The sequence below is a fragment of the Affinundibacterium danionis genome (assembly GCF_042432465.1).
GTDB classification, from domain to species: Bacteria; Pseudomonadota; Gammaproteobacteria; order Burkholderiales; family Burkholderiaceae_D; genus Undibacterium; species Undibacterium danionis.
The window spans coordinates 42,469-62,722 of record NZ_JBHLXJ010000034.1; the positions used below are offsets into that span (position 1 = coordinate 42,469).

16 protein-coding genes are annotated in these 20,254 nt (G+C 44.7%); 10 read left to right on the plus strand and 6 right to left on the minus strand.

The genetic code is table 11. The annotated features are described in order from the left end of the window. The first annotated feature begins 18 nt into the window (after positions 1-18). The 4 genes from ACFFJH_RS18870 (at position 19) to ACFFJH_RS18885 (ending at position 4,780) form a co-directional block, all read left to right on the plus strand. On the plus strand, positions 19-636 hold the full coding sequence (locus ACFFJH_RS18870; protein ID WP_390214606.1) for a 5' nucleotidase, NT5C type: 618 nt from the start codon (positions 19-21) through the stop codon (positions 634-636). Continuing rightward, positions 633-818 carry an AbrB/MazE/SpoVT family DNA-binding domain-containing protein gene (locus ACFFJH_RS18875; protein ID WP_390214607.1) on the plus strand — a complete coding sequence of 62 codons (186 nt, stop codon included), beginning with the start codon at positions 633-635 and terminating at the stop codon, positions 816-818. Before ACFFJH_RS18870 ends, ACFFJH_RS18875 begins: the two co-directional genes overlap by 4 nt. Then, positions 811-1,506 carry a metallophosphoesterase family protein gene (locus ACFFJH_RS18880; protein WP_390214609.1) on the plus strand — a complete coding sequence of 232 codons (696 nt, stop codon included), beginning with the start codon at positions 811-813 and terminating at the stop codon, positions 1,504-1,506. Before ACFFJH_RS18875 ends, ACFFJH_RS18880 begins: the two co-directional genes overlap by 8 nt. Positions 1,507-1,816: 310 nt before the next feature. Further along, positions 1,817-4,780 (plus strand): Tn3 family transposase, encoded by a 2,964-nt coding sequence (locus ACFFJH_RS18885; RefSeq protein ID WP_390214610.1) that lies wholly within the window; start codon positions 1,817-1,819, stop codon positions 4,778-4,780. An 83-nt stretch (positions 4,781-4,863) separates the two neighbouring features. Here ACFFJH_RS18885 and lolD read toward each other — a convergent pair whose 3' ends face one another. Beyond that, complete coding sequence (gene lolD / locus ACFFJH_RS18890) at positions 4,864-5,550, minus strand: lipoprotein-releasing ABC transporter ATP-binding protein LolD (protein WP_390214611.1); 687 nt, start codon at positions 5,548-5,550, stop codon at positions 4,864-4,866. After that, entirely contained in the window at positions 5,543-6,799 is a 1,257-nt protein-coding gene (locus ACFFJH_RS18895) for a lipoprotein-releasing ABC transporter permease subunit (RefSeq protein WP_390214612.1), read from the minus strand. The genes lolD and ACFFJH_RS18895 overlap by 8 nt, the downstream gene beginning before the upstream one ends. Before the next feature lie 77 nt (positions 6,800-6,876). On the opposite strand from ACFFJH_RS18895, the gene ACFFJH_RS18900 reads away from it, so the two are divergent. Together ACFFJH_RS18900 and recJ are read left to right on the plus strand one after the other, a co-directional pair. Further along, the gene (locus tag ACFFJH_RS18900) at positions 6,877-7,950 is read left to right on the plus strand and encodes a hypothetical protein (protein ID WP_390214613.1); all 1,074 of its coding nucleotides are present in this window, start codon (positions 6,877-6,879) and stop codon (positions 7,948-7,950) included. Between the two features lie 60 nt (positions 7,951-8,010). Then, the gene (gene recJ / locus ACFFJH_RS18905) at positions 8,011-9,705 is read left to right on the plus strand and encodes a single-stranded-DNA-specific exonuclease RecJ (protein ID WP_390214614.1); all 1,695 of its coding nucleotides are present in this window, start codon (positions 8,011-8,013) and stop codon (positions 9,703-9,705) included. On the opposite strand, the gene ACFFJH_RS18910 is transcribed toward recJ, so the two are convergent. Next, positions 9,702-9,938 (minus strand): helix-turn-helix domain-containing protein, encoded by a 237-nt coding sequence (locus tag ACFFJH_RS18910; protein ID WP_390214615.1) that lies wholly within the window; start codon positions 9,936-9,938, stop codon positions 9,702-9,704. The genes recJ and ACFFJH_RS18910 overlap by 4 nt on opposite strands. A 57-nt stretch (positions 9,939-9,995) precedes the next feature. Then, entirely contained in the window at positions 9,996-10,505 is a 510-nt protein-coding gene (locus ACFFJH_RS18915; RefSeq protein ID WP_390214616.1) for a hypothetical protein, read from the minus strand. A gap of 151 nt (positions 10,506-10,656) precedes the next feature. On the opposite strand from ACFFJH_RS18915, the gene ACFFJH_RS18920 reads away from it, so the two are divergent. Further along, complete coding sequence (locus tag ACFFJH_RS18920) at positions 10,657-11,268, plus strand: hypothetical protein (protein ID WP_390214617.1); 612 nt, start codon at positions 10,657-10,659, stop codon at positions 11,266-11,268. Between the two features lie 128 nt (positions 11,269-11,396). Here the strand turns inward: ACFFJH_RS18920 and ACFFJH_RS18925 are convergent, their stop codons facing one another. After that, positions 11,397-12,965 (minus strand): S1C family serine protease, encoded by a 1,569-nt coding sequence (locus ACFFJH_RS18925; protein WP_390214618.1) that lies wholly within the window; start codon positions 12,963-12,965, stop codon positions 11,397-11,399. Between the two features lie 192 nt (positions 12,966-13,157). Beyond that, entirely contained in the window at positions 13,158-13,856 is a 699-nt protein-coding gene (locus ACFFJH_RS18930; RefSeq protein WP_390214620.1) for a hypothetical protein, read from the minus strand. Between the two features lie 378 nt (positions 13,857-14,234). On the opposite strand from ACFFJH_RS18930, the gene ACFFJH_RS18935 reads away from it, so the two are divergent. From ACFFJH_RS18935 to lysS, 3 genes are all read left to right on the plus strand, one after another. Beyond that, positions 14,235-16,520, plus strand: a complete 2,286-nt coding sequence (locus ACFFJH_RS18935) for a YgiQ family radical SAM protein (RefSeq protein ID WP_390214621.1) — start codon at positions 14,235-14,237, stop codon at positions 16,518-16,520. A 129-nt stretch (positions 16,521-16,649) separates the two neighbouring features. Next, positions 16,650-17,754 (plus strand): peptide chain release factor 2 gene (prfB, locus tag ACFFJH_RS18940; RefSeq protein WP_212673690.1). Its coding sequence is split into 2 segments (ribosomal slippage): positions 16,650-16,730 and positions 16,732-17,754, totalling 1,104 coding nucleotides; the frame shifts between segments, so codons are not numbered across the junction. Positions 17,755-17,882: 128 nt separating this feature from the next. Then, entirely contained in the window at positions 17,883-19,415 is a 1,533-nt protein-coding gene (gene lysS / locus ACFFJH_RS18945; RefSeq protein WP_212682761.1) for a lysine--tRNA ligase, read from the plus strand. Positions 19,416-20,254 lie beyond the last annotated feature (839 nt).

Consider the following 20,254-nt stretch of genomic DNA (forward strand, 5'->3'; position numbering starts at 1 on the left):
AATCTTTGCAGACGACACATGGTTAAACCGATTATTGCCTTGGACGCTGACGGCGTATTACTGGATTATCACATCGCTTATCGCAGCGCTTGGGAGAAAGCATTTAACCATTGTCCTTCATTAAAAGACCCAAACGCCTATTGGCCAATAGATCGCTGGAACGTACGCAAATTAGATGGCGATGAACTCGTGCATTTTCGACGTTTTTTTAACGAAGATTTTTGGAGAACTATCCCTGCAATCGATGGTGCAATACACGCCTGCAATCAATTGCACGATGCAGGATTTGAACTGGTTTGTGTTAGCGCCATTGAGTTCAAATTCGAAAACGCACGATTAGAGAATTTGACAAACCTTGGCTTTCCTATTCGTCGGGTCATTGCGACTAGCAGTACGACCGGGGCAATGAGTCCTAAAGCTACGGCACTAAACTTGTTGAAACCAGTCGGTTTTGTAGATGATTTTCTACCTTATCACCGCGGCGTTTCCCCGACCATTCATCGCGCACTCATCACTCGAGAAACGAATGGCACACCTAATATCGGCACTGAGCTCGACGACATCGATTCAAGTCACAAAGATCTACGCACGTTTAGCAATTGGTGGTTAGAAAGTTCACCAAGATTATCATCATGAGTTTAACGGATAATTCATTAAGCAAGTGGGAAGTCACATTGATCGATGCTGGCGATGGAAGCGGCGATTGCTATGTCGAATTCCCCAAGGAGTTACTGGAGAAACTTGATTGGCATGAAGGTGACGTTATCAACGTCGATATCGTCGACGAGCAATTGCTTCTCACAAAAGTAAATGGTTGAACTATTTTTTTGCGGAGATACCCACGGTGAGTTTCAGCATGTGATTGATGCAGTGAAATTATATCGACCAGTCGCGATTATTTTCTTAGGTGACTTGCAAGCCAAACGACCGTTAGAAGTCGAACTCCAAGAAATTATAGGCCTGACGGAAGTCTGGTTTATTCATGGAAATCACGACACAGATTCTGATGCTGACTTTGACCATCTTTTTAGCTCAGGACTCGCCGACCGAAATTTACATGGCCGCGTGGTCGACATTGGCGGGTATAGGATTGCCGGTCTTGGAGGCGTTTTTAGAGGTCAAGTGTGGATGCCGCCCAATGATCCCAAGTTCGCTTCACAAGAAGACTACGCATGCCATGGCGGTAAGGGAAACTTGTGGCGTGGAGGGCTCACCAGAAAGCATCGCAGTACCATCTTCCCGATCGACTATGCATCATTAGCTAGTCAGAAAGCAGACATTCTAGTAACGCATGAGGCGCCTAGTTGCCACCCCCATGGATTCTCCGCTATCGACCAACTGGCACGCTCGATGAACGTAGCTTGGAGTTTTCATGGCCATCATCATGACAACTTCGATTACCAAAAGTCATGGAAACCTCTAGGCTTCAATGCTTATGGCGTTGGTTTGCGTGGCATAGCGATGTTTAACGGCTCATCCGTTAAAGATAATCTTCAAACTAATTGAAAACTTTCTTGTTCGATATTCGCTTTTTATGATTTTTAGGGGATGTGAACTTAAGGCAAACTACTAGAAAAGTCATGTCACCCAAATAGGGTGGAGACTTTTTAATTACGATCAATTTACGGTGAATAAGTTCGTTTTCGGACTAACGAAATACCGAATGGTATCCATAGGATACTCCCTAAACGAACTGTCTTTTTGGCACTACGAAAATACACTAAAAAACTAGAGTTTTATTTGCCGGAAAACAAATTACAAAGCATAATTTTTCGCCAAAGATCTTCTTTGGCTAATTATTCAGCGAGTCATTTTAATGAGCAGCGTGCACGAAACGGCGTATCCGCGTTTTAAGACAGATCTCACACAACGAGAACTTGAGGACATTTACAATCCAACAGACGTGGAGCTCCGACTCTCAAGACGCCTTGGTAAAACCGTCACTGGACGCTTGTATCTACTAGTTTTACTGAAAACTGTTCAGCGCTTAGGGTATTTTGTAATGTTGGCGGACGTACCACCGGCAATTTTGGCATTTCTTACCAAAAGCATTGGAGCTCGAGCGGTCGCAACGCGTGAACTATTGGCGCTTGAGAAATCAAACACACGCCAGCGGTTCATGGAGGCAATTCGAGGACATTTGAAAATAAAACCAATTTCAAAGGATACAGACGCTGCCATCCTTAATGCGGCACAAAATGCTGCACAGACAAAACAAGATTTAGCAGACATTGTAAATGTAATTATTGAAGAACTCGTTCGCCAACGATTTGAACTACCTGCATTTAGTGGAATTAATCGCACCGCTCAAAGGGTACGCAATCAGGTGAACGAAAATTACTTCCGCACCTTATCAGAACCGTTGCGATCTGAAGTGATCATACAATTTGATTCAATGCTTTTACCACATCCCGTTCATCAGATTAGTGGATGGCAGCAACTTAAGCGTGAACCCAAGAAGCCGACAAATACAGAAATTAAGTATTATCTCGAACACGTTAAATGGCTTAAGAGTTGGGCAGGACAGCTTCCAACTGTCTCTCACATTCCAATTATCAAATATCACCAGTATGTGGATGAAGCGCGAGCATTAGACACACCAGATCTGAGAGCGATCAAGCCTAGCAAGCGCTATGCGCTTATGATAGTTCTATTCCACGCACAACTGGGCAAAGCGTTGGACGACGCGGTGGACATGTTCGTGCGAAAGTTACGTAAAATTCATTATGGAGCCGAAGAACAACTACGCGACTATTATTTGGAGCATCAAAAACGAGCTGAGAAACTAGTATCTCAATTACGTGATCTGCTCGAGGCCTTTCAAGAAGGGGCGGACGACCAAGAGCGTGGAAAAAATATAGCCGCCGCAATTCATGAAAACCCTGAGCTATTGATAGCTGAGTGTGAAGAACATATGGCTTATGCTGGGAATAATTACCTGCCATTTTTACTAAATCCCTATCAGACACAGCGTCCATTGCTTTTGAACTGTATTGAACTATTGAATTTGGAATCGAGTACTGCGGATAGCTCTTTGATTGAAGCAATTCAATTCATTCTTCAAAATCGACAGAGCCATAAAGAATGGTTATCCATTATCAATGCCAACCTTAATCTTAAATGGGTGCCTGAGAAATGGCGTAAATTAGTTACCGGCCAACGATCAGGGCAAGTAGCAGAAGTCAATCGCAAGTATTTTGAACTTTGTGTATTGACTGAAGTGATGCAAGAATTGCAGTCTGGAGATTTATTTGTTGCTGATAGTGATCAATACAGCGATCATCGAACACAGCTCATTGATTGGGAAACGTATAAAGAGCAAGTAATGGACTACGGAACGATGTTGAATATTCCGATTGACGCTAAGGCGTTTTCCTCAGGTCTCAAGAAGTTGCTATCTGATACGGCTATACTTGTCGATCGTGGGTTTCCGGACAATGAACATGTTGATTTGAACGGAACAGAAATCATAGTACGCAAACATGTTAAAAATGAAAAACCCGAAGCACTGAAACAAATCGATAAAGAACTAACGTCACGTCTTCCAGAGAAAAACATCCTAGATTTATTAGTGGAATCAGAAAGTTGGCTAGATCTGCATAAACAATTTGGTCCTCTTTCTGGTTTCGAATCGAAAATCGACGATCCGCGCAAACGTTTTGTGACGACACTGTTTTGCTACGGTTGCAATTTGGGTCCTACGCAAACAGCAAGGTCTGTAAAAGGCATCTCCCGAAAGCAAGTTGCATGGCTCAACCTACATCATATTACCGAAGAACGCATCGAGAAATCGATTGTGCAGGTAGTCAACGCTTACAATAAATTTCTACTTCCCAAATATTGGGGCAGTGGCAAGAGTGCTTCTGCGGATGGAACGAAATGGAATTTATACGAACAAAACCTTCTGTCGGAATATCACATTCGTTATGGTGGGTATGGTGGCATCGGCTACTACCACGTATCAGATATGTATATCGCTTTATTTAGCCATTTCATTCCATGCGGCGTCTATGAAGCGATCTATATCTTGGATGGACTAATAAAAAATGAATCTGACATTCAGCCTGACACTCTACACGGCGATACGCATGCACAAAGCGCACCTGTCTTCGGATTAGCGTACCTGTTGGGAATTAAACTAATGCCGAGAATTCGCAATCTAAAAAGTTTGGTTTTCTTTAAACCAGATCGCACAGCAAAGTATGAGCATATTAATGGACTATTTAGTGAATCTATTAATTGGGAACTGATCGAAACGCATCTACCAGATATGCTACGTATCGCTTTGTCTATCAAGGCTGGAAAAATAACGCCATCGACTATCTTAAGGCGATTAGGCACAGCAAGTCGTAAAAATAAGCTTTATTTCGCGTTTCGTGAATTGGGTAGAGTTGTTCGTACCGAATTTTTGCTCAAGTACTTGGGTGATGTCGAATTACGTAAAACCATTCAGGCGGCCACCAACAAAAGCGAAGAGTTTAATCAGTTTATCAAATGGCTGTTTTTTGGAAATCAAGGAATCATCGCTGAGAATGTTCGGCATGAACAGCGTAAAGTGGTTAAATACAATCAGTTGGTTGCCAACCTTGCGATTCTACATAATGTTGAAGCGATGACAGGCGTATTGAAAGAAATGCAGGAAGAGGGTTGGCCAATTAGCGAGGAAATATTAGCAGGTTTGGCACCATATCGAACCGAACATATCAACCGCTTTGGTGACTACACTTTGGATCTCGAACGAGAACTTCCACCAATGAATTACAAAACAAAAATCCTATAATAATCAATTAATTACAGTAGTTTTTGATGAATTTCACACGAATCCCGGCCGTCCCTCAATTTAGAATTTACTCCAACTTAAAATCAGGCTTGCACGATGCCGTTGGCGGTAAGTCTTAGAACTCGGTCACAGCGTTTGGCAAGATCCATATCATGCGTAACGATCACAAAAGCAGTTCCAAGAGTACGAGATAATTCCAGCATCAGGGCAAAAACCTGATCGGCAATTCCGCGATCGAGATTGCCGGTTGGCTCATCGGCCAGTACACAAGCTGGATTAGTGACCAATGCTCGTGCCAGTGCAACCCTTTGTCTTTCGCCGCCTGATAGCTCGCCTGGAACATGCGTAACTCGGTGTGCTAACCCCACTTTTGCCAGCACTGTTTGCGCAGCAGCCTGAGCGTCAGCGCGCTTCATACGGCGTATCAATAAGGGCATAGCGACATTATCGAGGGCAGAAAATTCAGGTAATAAATGATGGAATTGGTACACGAAACCCAAAGATTGATTACGTAAATCACCACGCGCTGATTCGCTCATATTTGCAAAATCATTGCCTAATAAATTCACAATACCTTTGCTTGGTGTATCTAAGCCCCCCAACAAATGCAATAAGGTTGATTTGCCAGAGCCGGATGCGCCAACGATGGCAACCCGTTCACCGGCTGCGATAGAAAAATCAATACCCTGCAATACTTTGACGGCCTGCTCGCCTTGACCAAAAGTTTTGGCTAGGTTTTTACATGACAATACTGTTTGAATTTTACTCATAGCGCAGTGCCTCCGCAGGTTTCACGCGGGCTGCACGCCAGCTAGGATAAATTGTCGCCAGAAAAGCGAGTACAACCGCAATCGCGCCTATCGTCCAGACATCCGACCAATGGAGATCTGAGGGCAGACTACTGATCACATAGACTTCTTTTGCTAAAAATTGTATGCCCAACACACGTTCGATAAATGGCACGATTACTTCTATGTTTAATGCAACGACAATGCCGGATAAAACACCTAATGCCGTACCAAATAAGCCAACCAATCCACCCTGCACCATAAAAATTTTCATGATAGACATAGGCGATGCGCCTAGTGTTCGTAAGATGGCGATATCAGCTTGTTTTTCTGTGACTGTCATGACTAAGGTTGATACCAAATTGAAGGCTGCCACCGCAATAATCAAAGTCAAGATAATAAACATCATGGTTTTTTCGGTTTTGACGGCAGCGAAGTAATTACTGTTTTGCTGCGACCAATCACGAGTAATCAAATTACCGCCCAAGCTACGACTCAGGTCAAAGGCAACTTGCGGCGCCTTTAGCATATCTTTGATTTTTAAACGCACACCAGTTGGGCCTTCTTGACGGAAAAATTTCTGTGCGTCTGCGATATGGATAAAGGCCATGCCAGAATCAAATTCGTAATGCCCAGCTTCGAAGATAGCGACTACGGTAAATGCTTTGAGGCGAGGTATCGTACCGGCTGGGGTAAGTTGTCCTTCCGGTGCTGCTAAGGTTACTTTTTCACCGATACTCACGTGCATCGCACGAGCCAGATCTACGCCTAAAATGATATTAAAAGCGCCCTCGCGTAAGTCGCTGAGTTTGCCCGCTTTTACTTTGCTAGCGACGATCGAGACTTTGGGTTCTTCTTCTGGCAAAATGCCGCGCAACATCGCGCCTCGCATCACGCCATCGTTCACAATCATGCTTTGTGCATCAACGTAAGGTGCAGCGCCAAGTACGGCCGGATGCTTCTTTGCCTCGGCCGCAGTGGCTTTCCAATCAGGAATAACGCCACTGGCGTCAAATACTTCGATATGAGGCAATACCGATAGCATGCGATCACGGACTTCTTTCTGAAATCCATTCATCACCGAGAGCACAATAATTAGGGCTGCGACACCCAGTGCGATGCCAGCCATGGAGATTAAGGAAATAAAAGATATAAAACTATTCCGGCTACTACGTCGCCCTGCCCGCGTATAGCGCAGACCGACTAGCCATTCAAAGGAGAGATTTTTCACGAAACGGTAAATTCCATTCAAAAAACAGAAGAGTAAAAATCCAAGAAAACCGAGGATTTTTCTAACAGGGCGCTAGTTTGCCATACAATGACGGTATGAGCTATTTAGAAATTATTTTGCCTTTTGGCATTCCACCCACATCACTCGCTAAAGAGTTGATGAAGCAGATGCGTACACCGTCGCTAGCGGCTTTATTGGGGCACGCAAAAACCGTGGCTTTACATGAGTTTGAAGAATTATCCAGACAATTACCTCATGAATATTGGATAACGCGAGATTTTGACGATGCAAACCAGTCAGGACTAGCGAGCGACAAACGCAGTACTAGCCCTGCCCTCACCCATTTTTTTATGCAGCAAGCAGGTGTGCTCCCTGAAGAGGGTTATTGGTTTACGCTGAGTCCAGTGCATATTCATGTCGCACGCGATCATTTGGTCATGACGGACCCACAGCGCTTGGCAATCAGCGAAGATGAATCTCGCACGCTATTTGATGCGGCAGAAAGTCTCTGCACAGAATTAGGATACAGCCTGATTTTTGGTGACAAACAAACTTGGTTTTTACGCGCAGATCCTTGGCGAAACTTATCCACAGCAAGTTTGCAAGCCGCATGCGGACACAATATGGATATTTGGATTGCCAAAGGCGAATGCGAAGTCGCATGGCGCAAATTGCAAAATGAAATACAAATGCAATGGCATATCCATCCGGTTAATCAAAGTCGAGCCGATCAAGGACTCGATACGATTAATTCAGTGTGGCTGCATAGTGGTAGTGAAAAATTACAAGTGCCAGAGCATGTATTTGGCATCACAAAACTGCATGATATTTTGGCTTCACCGACTCCCTCTGACGCCAAAGCGGTCGTTTTAGATAACTTAAACGCGGCCTATCTCAATAATGATTGGGGCAGTTGGTTGGCTGCAATGAATGAGTTGGAGCAAACTTGTTTTTTGCCGGCATTACAGGCATTACAGACCAAGAAAATGAGCGCGCTTAATCTGGTGGTCAGTGACACACATCGTTTGGCGATATTTGAGTGCAAAGCACCGCAAAGTTGGAAATTTTGGCGTAAAGCGTCGTTGCAGCCCTTGGCTATTCTGGCCGGCAGTGACTCTGCCGTCACATCGACTGCTAGCTTAGCAACTTAGTCTGCATAGTTAGCTACGTTTAATCAACCGCATTTGAATCATTCTAGCCCCCACGTTTTTATGACACGTATTAGCACCCGTTCTTATTCGTTTCGTCAGGCTGAAATGCTTAAGCAAAGTGGCCTACATCCTGTACTCGCGAGACTGTTTGCTGCGCGCGGCATTTTAGCGGCAGAAGAACTCCGTACCGAGTTGCCCGCATTGATACCGCCAACGCGATTACTTCATAGTGAGAAAGCCGCCGTTTTCTTAGCTGATGCGATAGCTGCCGGCAAAAAAATGGTCATCGTTGCCGATTATGATTGTGATGGCGCCACCGCTTGTGCGGTAGGTCTGCGCGGCTTACGTATGCTGGGTGCGCAAGTCGATTACATAGTGCCGAATCGGTTTGAATATGGTTATGGTTTAACTCCGGAGATCGTTGAACTTACAGCTCGCGAGAAGTCACCCGATATTATTGTCACGGTTGATAATGGTATTGCCAGTATCGATGGGGTGGCGGCTGCCAACGCACGAGGAATTCAAGTGCTGGTGACGGATCATCACTTGCCTGCGGATAGTTTGCCGCAAGCGAGTGTTATCGTGAATCCGAATCAGCCCTTTTGTGATTTTCCCAGTAAAAACTTGGCGGGTGTTGGTGTCATGTTTTATGTCTTACTGGCCCTGCGTGCGGAGCTAAGAAAACGAGACGTATTTGATCAACAAAATCAGCCTAAATTAGACACTTTGCTGGATTTGGTCGCGCTCGGCACCGTTGCTGACGTGGTTAAACTAGATCCAAATAATCGGATTTTGGTCGCGCAAGGTTTAAAGCGTATGCGTGCTGGTCGTATGCATGCTGGAATTGCCGCGCTATTTCGTGTTGCTGGGCGCGAACCACGTTTAGCCAGTCCATTTGATCTAGGATTTGCAGTCGGCCCACGTTTAAACGCAGCAGGTCGATTAGCCGATATGTCACTAGGTATCGAGTGTTTAACCACCGATGACGAAGGTCGTGCTTGGCAAATTGCGCAAGGGCTTAATAGCATTAATGCGGACCGTAAAGATATAGAACGCGAAATGCAAGATGTCGCCTTGCTTCATCTGGATGATTTTCAAGCGCAAGATACCCATACTATTACGGTATTCGACGAATCTTGGCATCAAGGTGTGATCGGTATCGTGGCCTCACGCTTAAAAGATAAATTCTTCCGACCAACGATTACCTTCGCGCCGGGCGATGAGGGTTTCATCAAAGGCTCTGGACGCTCTATTCCAGGCTTTCATTTGCGTGACGCTTTGGATCTGGTTTCAAAACATTCACCGAGTCTGATACAGAAATTTGGCGGACATGCCATGGCGGCAGGTTTGACCCTACGTGCGGAAGACTTTACTGCATTTCAACTGGCCTTTGAAGCAGTCGGTAAATCTTGGCTACGGCAGGAACAATTAGAGAGAATCATCGAGACAGATGGGCCTTTAGAAGAAGCGTATTACACCACTGATTTTATTGAACTGCTCGATAGCCAAGTATGGGGCCAAGGTTTTGCGCCGCCCATATTCTGTGATGAATTCAAATTAGTATCGCAACGCATTTTAAAAGAACGGCACCTAAAGATGGTCTTGGAAAAAAACGGCATGCGTTACGATGCTATTTGGTTTGGGCATACCGACAGTTTTGGTGAACGTGTCAACGTCGCATTCCGACTTGATGCCAATGAGTACAACGGTGTGACTAAAGTCCAGTTATTGGTCGAACATATAGAGGCCGCTTAATCTTCTTCATCAGTATGCAAATCTGCTGTATCGACATCGTAGTCCAATATGTCGGCAGGTTTGCAATCGAGTACCAGACAGATTTTTGCGAGCGTATCGAAACGTATGCCTCGAACTTTCTCGGTGCGTAGCATCGATAATTGTGTCTCAGAAAGTCCGATTTGTTCTGCCAGTTGTTTGGCGCGTATTTTTCTACGCGCTAGCATGACATCTAAATTAACGCGAATAGGCATCGAGCTTCTTATCTAAAGTTATTAGGCGTTACGCCAAATGATACAACTTGGTGGCTGCTATACAAATCCATCAACTTTGATTTGAAGATTGCGCGCTCGTTGCGCTACATATTTCAATATCAAACCTATCATTCCTATCGTCACAGCTTCTATATCCCACAGCGTTTTTACGGAGCGTGATCCTTGGTTGATCCAGCCCTCTAGCGATGGCACCAATAGAATTGCCGCCATCGCCGCATACATTAAATCGGCACCGATACTTTGCAAACTCCGAAGTGACTTGTCATCAAAAACCTTGCTGAATTCAAAATGTTTCAAAAAATCGGCGGCCGTCCATAAGGCGCATAAATATATAACTGGCACCAGCAGACCCGTCCAAAATGACGGTAATTTAAAAGACAGTAACAAGGTATTGAGTAAATTGAAATTACCTCCCAAGCTATACACGGGAAACAACTGAGCGCCACGATCAATCAGTAAATTTAAAGCAAAGATGAAGACTAAACCTTTAATAAAAACACTCAATTTACTCATATCCTTTGTGCTTGGATTATTCGCTGAACTCATCACGGACTCTCTGCTATAGAAATGAAAAATTTTGAAAAATATCGTTAATGCGCATATTAATTTAAGTAAAACTTAAAGTAAATAGATTTATTTTGATATAAAATTCTGGCTAGTGACAAAAATCATACTCTCCCATTTTATTGGAAACTCTATGCGTAAAATCGCCCTCTTAGTAGCGACATTGCTATTGCCTATCAGCTTTGCAAGTGCTCAATCAAATATCAAATTAAGTGCAGCGAACGGTGTGGAAAATGAAGACTTGATGAACGTACTGCGTTTTCAGGGTATCAACTACACCAAGGTTAAATTTAGCGGAACCGATTTGTGGGGTAAAAATTTCAAAATTTTCCTGCGTGATTTTCACCAAAATAAACTGGTGAAAACTTATGAAATTTTTGATTCTACTGAAGACGAATTCTTTAAAATCAAAGAACAAGAATTTGGCTTCAATGTCTTGGTACAACGAACTTCCAGTAATAAAGCGAAGTTTGATTTCCGCTTTTTAGGATTTGGTGTGGTGAAGGAGATTGTTTTAGACTCAGATCAGAAAGACTTTATGCTCAAAAGTCTGCAAACAGAAAACAGCGAAACTAACATCTCGCTTAATAAAAATCAAACGATCTTAAGTTTCATGATGCCCTACCAAAGTAAGAACGGTATCTTGAAATATGTGGACGTTAATCAGGCTGGTAGTACGCCAGAAGAATTAGGAAAAAAATTCAAAATACCACGTTATTTTTTAATCGATATTCGGTTTGATTAATTTAAACTTCTCTCGATTTTTTGACTTAATCAATACTAAATCAAAATAAAAGCACCGACATAAAAAATCGGTGCTTTTTTACTTTATTCACTTAATTTAGTATCGGATCAATACAGCTTCACCGCTTATTACTTCGCGTTCCAGATCGCCATCATATCTGCCGATCCTTGCGAACGAATACCATTATCGGACAATATTCCTTCGGTTTCCGCCACCATCGCTTTGCGAGGCAAGACCATGGTTTCGCCATAGCGTTGATCATAATGAATAACGACCAAGTCATCTTTTAAGTCACGTAATAGCGAGACCAGGTGTTTCAGACTTTTTACCGGAATACCATTGATAGAATAAATCACAGAACCAAATCGGTTGCTGTAGCCTGTTACTAATTTGTGTGGAAAAAATGGTGAACTAACGACGACTAATTCCTCACGTTCTTTTGTGGGCGCAGCACCACGTAAGGTGACTAATGGACTTGCGTTATACGCATAGCCATTTAAAGCAGGTGCATTATTACTTAGAAAGCTCAAATACTCTGCCGTGGCACGAGAAAACACGATGGGGCCGTAGATGAAATACGAAGGATAGCCACCTTTTAAATCTGAAATCAAATGCGGACGACCAGCGAATACCGGTGCATCGATTTTCATGCTCTTGCCAGCTCGCACTACGGTCAAGGGGACTTTGCCCTGATGCGCTATTTGCTGCACTTTATACTTGAACATCACGCGCACATTCGGTTTTAATTTCACCATACATTGATTATCAATAGCTGTGTCGCCGATATGTGTGACTACATCCCATTCTTTTAAGGCAGACTCGGTCGTTTCCGATGTGTACGGTAAATGAATAATGCAACCCTCTATCGATTTATCCAGTTTTAAATATTCACGGACGGTAGGATTTTCGAAGGTTTGGGTTACATCAAGCAGGATAGGCTTGCCATCATATTTTTGGTCTGCGATATCTTTCAAAAATAACTCGATTTCCTCGTTAGGAATAATGTAGCCAATATTTTGCGCGTGCATTAATCCAGAAAACGCTAGTCCTATCATTTTGTCGCCTGCGATTACCGGCCCACCGCTATTACCTGGATTGATGGCAGCGTCGATCTGAATACGTAAGCCGCCCACACTGCCGTCGTAATCAACAAACTCAATACGAGATACGATGCCCTTGGTGATTGATAAAGAATTGCCACCTGCCGGATAGCCATAAGCAAACACCGCGTCAGTAATTTCTGGCAATTTATTACTACGTTGTACCGCCGCATGAGTATCAAAGAATTTTTCGTCATCGAGCTTCAATATCGCTAAATCCATACCTCTTGAGATGGCGACCACCGTGGCGGAGACCTTATCTCCTTCTTGTCCAGTTTGTACCTGAACTTGACTGGCATATTCAACTACGTGGGCATTGGTCAAAATGCGACGACCTTCAATGACTACACCAGAGCCAGTGACTTCTTGTGGAGAGGCCTTGCCCCAAGGTTTGAATGGATCTGGTCCGCGTAAAGTAGAAAACACTTTAACCACCGACTTTTCCAAATTATTCGTGGAATTTTGTGTTGCAGATTTTGTGGTATTGGCTGCGGATTGTGCTTGAGCCGGAGAGACGAAAGAACTTACAACAGAGCTAATAACGGAAACAGACGCGACGAACGATACTATTTGAAACAATCGAGAGAAGCTTTGCATAATCTGGTGGAGTAAAATTAAATGAAGTAAGCCTAAGGTGCAGGAATATCTTGTAAATACATCCGATAGATGTATGGAAATGAATTATATAGGCGGGCAACTTCGCACACAGAGAATACTTATGACGCTCTGCAGCAAAGTCCCCCCTCTCGTTTTTGGCTTATTGGTTAATAGAGCTAACCGTCACACTAACTATTTTTCTACAGGTGTCGCACCAACAGCTTGAGGAGCGCTCATTCCTGGAACTGGATCGATACGGCAGGCTTTGGCGCTAGCAACACCTTTTAGATAAGAGCGTCGAACTATTCCCGCCATGCCAGCAGCAGCTACTTCGCGGGAGTGACTATCGGCGCCCGTGATGCGTCTAACCAAAGACCGGAATGGTACAAATCCTTCGGTAAAACTCTTTAATGCATTTACCGTAGCGTTGCCCAATTCTTTTTCTATGATATTGCCTTTGGCATCGACTTTTGCTGCGTCTAAATCGGGTCCGAGAATTTGGTCTAAACCCTGAATTTCAGTTGTGAACCAGACGCAGCCCGCATCATCAGGCACTGCATAAGGTGCTTTTCGCGCATTGATTAAAATTGCTGGAATTTCGGCGCGTACTAAATTTAAATCCCCCAAAGGCGAGGTAATCGCGGAACCAACCCGATTGTCCAAGCTGGCATCGGTTTCTGCTTTGCTTTTAACGCTGCCATTGTCTTTGGTCGAATGTACGGACTTGTTTTGTTCCGTTGCTACTGTATCGGCTGTGGTCTTATCGACGTCGCGCTTGTCACCCGTGCTGGAGCACGCACTTAAGGCCAGTGCTAATACTAGGCATCCAATTGGGACGATTCTGCTTGATTTGTTTTGCTGCTTTTCACATAAAACTTTTTTCGATTCCACAATTTCACCTCAATTTATCAAAATTTTGTGACGTTTTTCATAGGTAGAACATATCGTCAGTTGATTTTCATTTTACCAATATCACGGATATTATAGTTAAAAGTTATTGTTTATATTGTTAATACTGCGCTACTAGAAGAATTTGCCGAATAAAATTAAGCGCTTCTTGGATAGCGGTACCAGATTCTTGAATTGGTTTTTTGATAAAGAATGACCATGCACCAAGCAAAGCTTGTACTTGGAAACTAGTATGACCGCAGGCGCAGTGCATGGGATTCAGGTAGAATCGCGCCCATGAATCCTGCACCGAAAAATCTATTTGCGTCTCCACGCTACCGTCCCGATGTGGGCGGCAAAAATGCTGCGCCTTTTCTTCCTATGTCACGTGCCGAAATGGACGTTTTAGGCTGGGATAGTTGCGATGTCATCTTAATTACGGGCGACGCCTATATTGATCATCCTAGTTTTGGTATGGCGTTGGTGGGACGTTTGTTGGAGCAGCAAGGTTTTCGTGTTGGGATTATCAGTCAACCTGATTGGCATTCAGCGGAAGATTTTCGTGCCTTAGGGCGCCCCAATCTATATTTTGGTATCACTGCTGGCAATATGGATTCTATGGTCAACCGTTATACGGCTGATCGTAAAATTCGCTCTGAAGATGCGTATACCCCAGACGGTGATCCGAATAAGCGCCCAGACCGCGCGGTGGTCGTTTATGCGCAAAGAGCTCGCGAAGCTTTCCCAGAAGTGAATGTCGTGATCGGCAGTATCGAAGCGAGCTTGCGCCGAATTGCGCACTACGATTACTGGTCTGATAAAGTAAAACGCTCGGTATTGCCAGACTCTAAAGCCGATCTCCTACTCTTTGGAAATGCCGAGCGCGCCATAGTAGACTTAACGCACCGACTTGCGGCCGGTGAACCGATTAAGGCAATTCGTGATTTACGCGGTACGGCGTTCATGACGCCATCTAATTGGCTGCCTGATGCGGATTGGACAGAAATTCAGTCGATCAAAATCGATACGCCGGGTAAGGTAGAAGCACATACCAATCCGTATGAAATGATGCCAGAAAAAGACGCCAATTGCGCGACCGATGGGTCGAGTGCGACAGATGCAAATGCCGTCGGCAATAATGTTGCGCCACTCGCTGCGACTCCTGATACTATCAAACAGCAAGCAATCCGCATCATGAGCCGTGAAGAGCGTCAGGCCATGTTGCGCAACAAACATAACAAGACGGTCATCCGTTTGCCATCTTTTGATGCGGTTAAAGATGATCCTGTCATGTATGCCCACGCTTCCCGGGTATTTCATTTGGAAGCCAATCCAGGTAATGCAAAAGCGCTTTCACAAGCGCACGGCGAACGTGACGTTTGGATTAATCCACCTCCACTGCCATTGGCGATGGATGAAATGGATGGAGTGTATGACCGTGCTTATGCACGTGCGCCCCACCCTAGCTACGGCAAAGCGCGCATACCAGCATGGGAAATGATAAGGTTCTCTATCAACATCATGCGTGGCTGTTTTGGTGGTTGCACTTTCTGTTCGATTACCGAACATGAAGGTCGGATTATTCAAAGTCGTTCAGAGCCATCCATCTTGCGTGAAATTGAAGAAATTCGCGATAAGACCAAAGGTTTTACCGGCACCATTTCAGATCTGGGTGGCCCGACTGCCAATATGTATCGCCTTGCATGCAAAGACAAAAAGATTGAAGAATCGTGTCGTCGTTTGTCCTGCGTGTATCCCGGTATTTGCAGCAATTTGAATACTGACCACAGCAAATTAATCTCGCTGTATCGTAAAGCGCGCGCCATTCCTGGCGTGAAAAAAATTCTGATTAGTTCAGGTCTGCGCTATGACCTAGCGGTACGTTCACCAGAATACGTCAAAGAGCTAGTCACACATCATGTGGGTGGGCTGTTAAAAATTGCACCGGAACATACCGAAACCAATACTTTGTCAAAAATGATGAAACCAGGTATCGGCGCCTATGATGAATTCAAAGCGATGTTCCATAAGTATTCTAAAGAAGCTGGCAAAGAACAGTATTTAATCCCCTACTTCATCGCCGCACATCCTGGTACAACCGATGAAGACATGGTCAATTTGGCTTTGTGGTTAAAGAAGAACGATTTTAAACTCGATCAGGTGCAAACCTTCATGCCTACGCCTATGGCTTTGGCAACGACCATGTACCACACGCGCAAAAATCCACTGAAAAAAATCACCGCGGATTCCGAGGTGGTGGAGACCGCACGCTCAGGCAAAATCCGTAAATTTCACAAAGCCTTACTGCGTTATCACGCACCAGAAAATTACGAGATCGTCAAAGAAGGTTTGCTGCGCATGGGCCGCGGCGATTTAATCGGCAGCAGTGAACGCCATCTCATTCCCTCACGTGCACCAGTCGTTGCGAATTTGGTGACTACTGGAGCGGTTCCAGTTAAGCGCGGTATTGCGCCAAAATTAAACACTTTCGGCAAAAATTCAGCGCATAGACTCGCGTCGAAAATCGCGCCAACCGCCGCCAAAACGGGCCTATCTTACAATTCAGCCAAACCTAAAAAAGCGGAAAACAAACCGACCAGTCGAGTGACGAATAAAGTTGTAAATAAAGTTACAAATAGAGTTGCGAATAAGTCCAGTGGCCGATAGCTACGGTAAAAAGCGGCTTGGATAAGCAATTCATAGGATTTGCAATGGTGATTTGTACCAGTGATTTGCATTGACCGCATATCACTCAGGTATAATTGAGGGTTTATTTATCCCACCTAAAGAGCCAACATGGAAGCTGAACGCCTCAATAGTATAGCCAACCTGCTCATCGACTTAACCAGTCGTGAAGCCGAACTTCGGAGGTATCTTTGACTTCGATATCAAGTCAGAGAAACTCGAACAAGTTAACGGTGAATTAGAAGATCCCAAAGTTTGGGAAGATCCCAAACGTGCACAGGAACTTGGTAAAGAAAAGAAATCCTTAGAAGCCATTGTCCATACCTTAATCAAGATCGATGCCGATTTAAAAGATGCGAATGAAATCTTCAACATGGCGCGTGAAGAAGGTGATGAAGACACGCTAGAAGCAATTGAAGCCGATGCAGCACATCTCAAAGAATTAGTCGAAGGCATGGAGTTCCGCCGGATGTTCAATAATCCTATGGATCCCAACAACTGCTTTATCGATATTCAAGCGGGCGCGGGCGGCACCGAAGCACAAGATTGGGCTTCCATGTTGTTGCGTCAGTATTTGCGGTATTGCGAGCGCAAAGGCTTTAAGGTCGAAATTTTGGAACAATCCGATGGCGAGGTTGCTGGCATTAAGACTGCGACACTCAAAGTCGAAGGCGAATATGCGTATGGCTTCCTGCGCACGGAAACAGGCGTGCATCGTTTAGTGCGTAAGTCGCCATTTGACTCCGCGAATGGACGTCATACTTCTTTCTCCAGTTTGTTCGTGTATCCAGAAGTCGATGAGTCGTTTGAGATTGATATCAACCCAGCCGACGTGCGCGTCGATACTTATCGCGCCTCGGGTGCCGGTGGGCAGCATATCAATAAAACCGATTCCGCGGTACGTTTAACCCACGCGCCATCAGGCATCGTGGTGCAATGTCAAAATGATCGTAGTCAACATCGTAACCGCGCTGAAGCTTGGGAAATGTTGAAGGCGAAATTATTTGAACTCGAATTGCGCAAACGCATGAGTGAGAAGCAAAATTTAGAAGACACCAAAACCGATGTCGGCTGGGGTCATCAAATTCGCTCCTATGTTTTGGATCAATCGCGGATTAAAGATTTGCGTACCAACTACGAGATGGGTAATACCAAGGCGGTATTAGATGGCGATTTAGACGGATTCATTGCCGCGTCGCTCAAGCAGGGTGTTTAAAATATGTGCGGATAAATCCAATTCTAGGGCGCATTGGCGCCTTGTTCTGCACTCCTATAATTAAATTTCTACACACACATTTCCGATTGCATTATTAAAGAATCAAAATTTCATTTTAGAGAACAATCATGTCCGACCAACAAAATCCAGCAGCAGAATTGCCACAAGACGAAAATTCGATCATCGCTGAGCGTCGTGCCAAGCTCGATGCGATTCGTGCGAAAGGCGTCGCCTTCCCTAACGATTTCCGTCCACAGCATAAGGCGGCAGATTTGCAGGCGCAGTATGGTGATGTGAGCCGTGAAGACTTAGAAGCACAAAATGTGGAAGTCGTTGTCGCTGGTCGTATGATGCTTAAACGTGAAGCGGGCAAAAAAGCGGCCTTCGCCACGTTGCAAGACGCGTCTGGTTTGAAAGCCGATGGTCGCATTCAGTTGTACGTGACGACAGACAAAACGGGCGAAGCAGAAATGGAAGCCTTCCGTCATTATGACTTAGGCGACATTCTCGGCATCGAAGGTGTTTTGTTTAAAACCAAGACCGACGAGTTGACCGTCAAAGTCACGAAGTTGCGCTTACTGACTAAATCTTTGCGCCCGCTTCCAGACAAGTTCCACGGCCTGTCGAATCAAGAAACCAAGTACCGTCAGCGTTATGTTGACTTGATCATGAGCGAAGAAACACGTCGCACATTCAAAGCGCGTACTGCGGCAATGAATTCCATCCGTAGTTTCATGAATAGCCATGATTTTATGGAAGTCGAAACACCGATGTTGCACGTGATTCCAGGTGGCGCAGCAGCAAAACCTTTCATCACACATCACAATGCGCTAGACATGGAAATGTACTTGCGTATCGCACCAGAACTGTACTTAAAACGTTTAGTTGTTGGCGGTTTTGATCGCGTATTTGAAGTTAATCGTAACTTCCGTAATGAAGGTGTTTCGCCACGTCACAATCCAGAATTCACCATGATGGAGTTCTATGCGGCCTACGTGGATTACAAGTGGTTAATGGATTTCACCGAGTCCGTCATTCGCAAAGCAGCGATTGATGCGCACGGTACTGCGGTATTGACTTACCAAGGTAAAGAATTAGATTTGTCCAAGCCGTTCCAACGTTTGACGATTGTCGGTGCGATTAATAAATATGCCCCACATTACACAACAGAACAATTGAACGATGCGGAATTCATCAAAACAGAGTTATTGAAATTTGGTGTCAAACCATTCGCGACAGCGGGCTTAGGCGCACTGCAATTAGCCTTGTTTGAAGAGACTGCCGAAGCACAATTGTGGGAACCGACTTACATCATCGACTATCCAGCGGAAGTTTCTCCATTAGCACGCGCATCGGATACAGTTGCTGGTATTACCGAACGTTTTGAGTTGTTCATGACCGGTCGCGAAATCGCCAATGGCTTCTCAGAATTGAATGATGCAGAAGATCAAGCAGCGCGCTTCATGGCACAAGTAGCCGCGAAAGACGCCGGCGATGAGGAAGCGATGTATTATGATGCGGATTATATTCGTGCCCTGGAATACGGCTTGCCACCGACCGGTGGTTGCGGTATCGGGATTGATCGTTTGATGATGTTGATTACAGACTCACCGAATATTCGTGATGTAATTTTGTTCCCGCATTTGCGTCGTGAGGAATAAGAGTTATTTGTTTTGTGTTTGAGGTTTTGTGGAGGGAGGAAGCTTTAAGGTTCCCTCCCTTTTTTAATTCTGTTGTTGATTTACGTTCGCAGGTCGGGTGTGGCCCGACAGGCAATTACCTTTTTTGCTTCGCCAAAAAAGGTAATCCAAAAAAGGCGACCTTAGATTCACGCTATCGAATACCATTTCTCCGCCTGCTGAAGTGAGATTCGCTTTCACCCTTTCTCATCGTTCACAGGTCGGGGGTAGCCCGACAGCTACTTACTTTTCTTTGCTTCGCCAAAGAAAAAGTAAGCAAAAGAAAGGCGACCGTAGACTCGCCCTTCGGGTGCTTACGCTGCGCTTCAGCATAATTTGTGCATCACAAAAAATGGAAAAGTGTTGAAACTCGCCTACGGCTCAAACAACAACACTTTCTTATCCATTTTTTGCGAAGCACAAATTACATCGTCTCAAACGGGGGTAGGTCAAAAACAAATTCAAAAGCAACAGCAACATCAAAATAAACAATATCAATTGCAATCGCGTTCAATCAGGCTAGAAAGATTGAGACATCATCCATGCGTAGGCAGAGATCCAGTGACGTTAGACTTTTACGTCACTGGATTCCCGCCTTCGCGCACTGGTGTCCGGAATAATTTGCTTGACTAAGCTGTGGGATGTTGCAGGCATTGGTTTACGAGTGTTAACCTCGGTTTGCCGACTAAAAAACCAAACCTGCAACATGTTAAGAATAACCAATTTTCAAGAAATAATGAAGGGGATGCCGCGAGGTCCCTTCGATACCATTGTCAAGAAACACAACGCGAACAAGTATACGAAGCAATTTGGCTACTGGC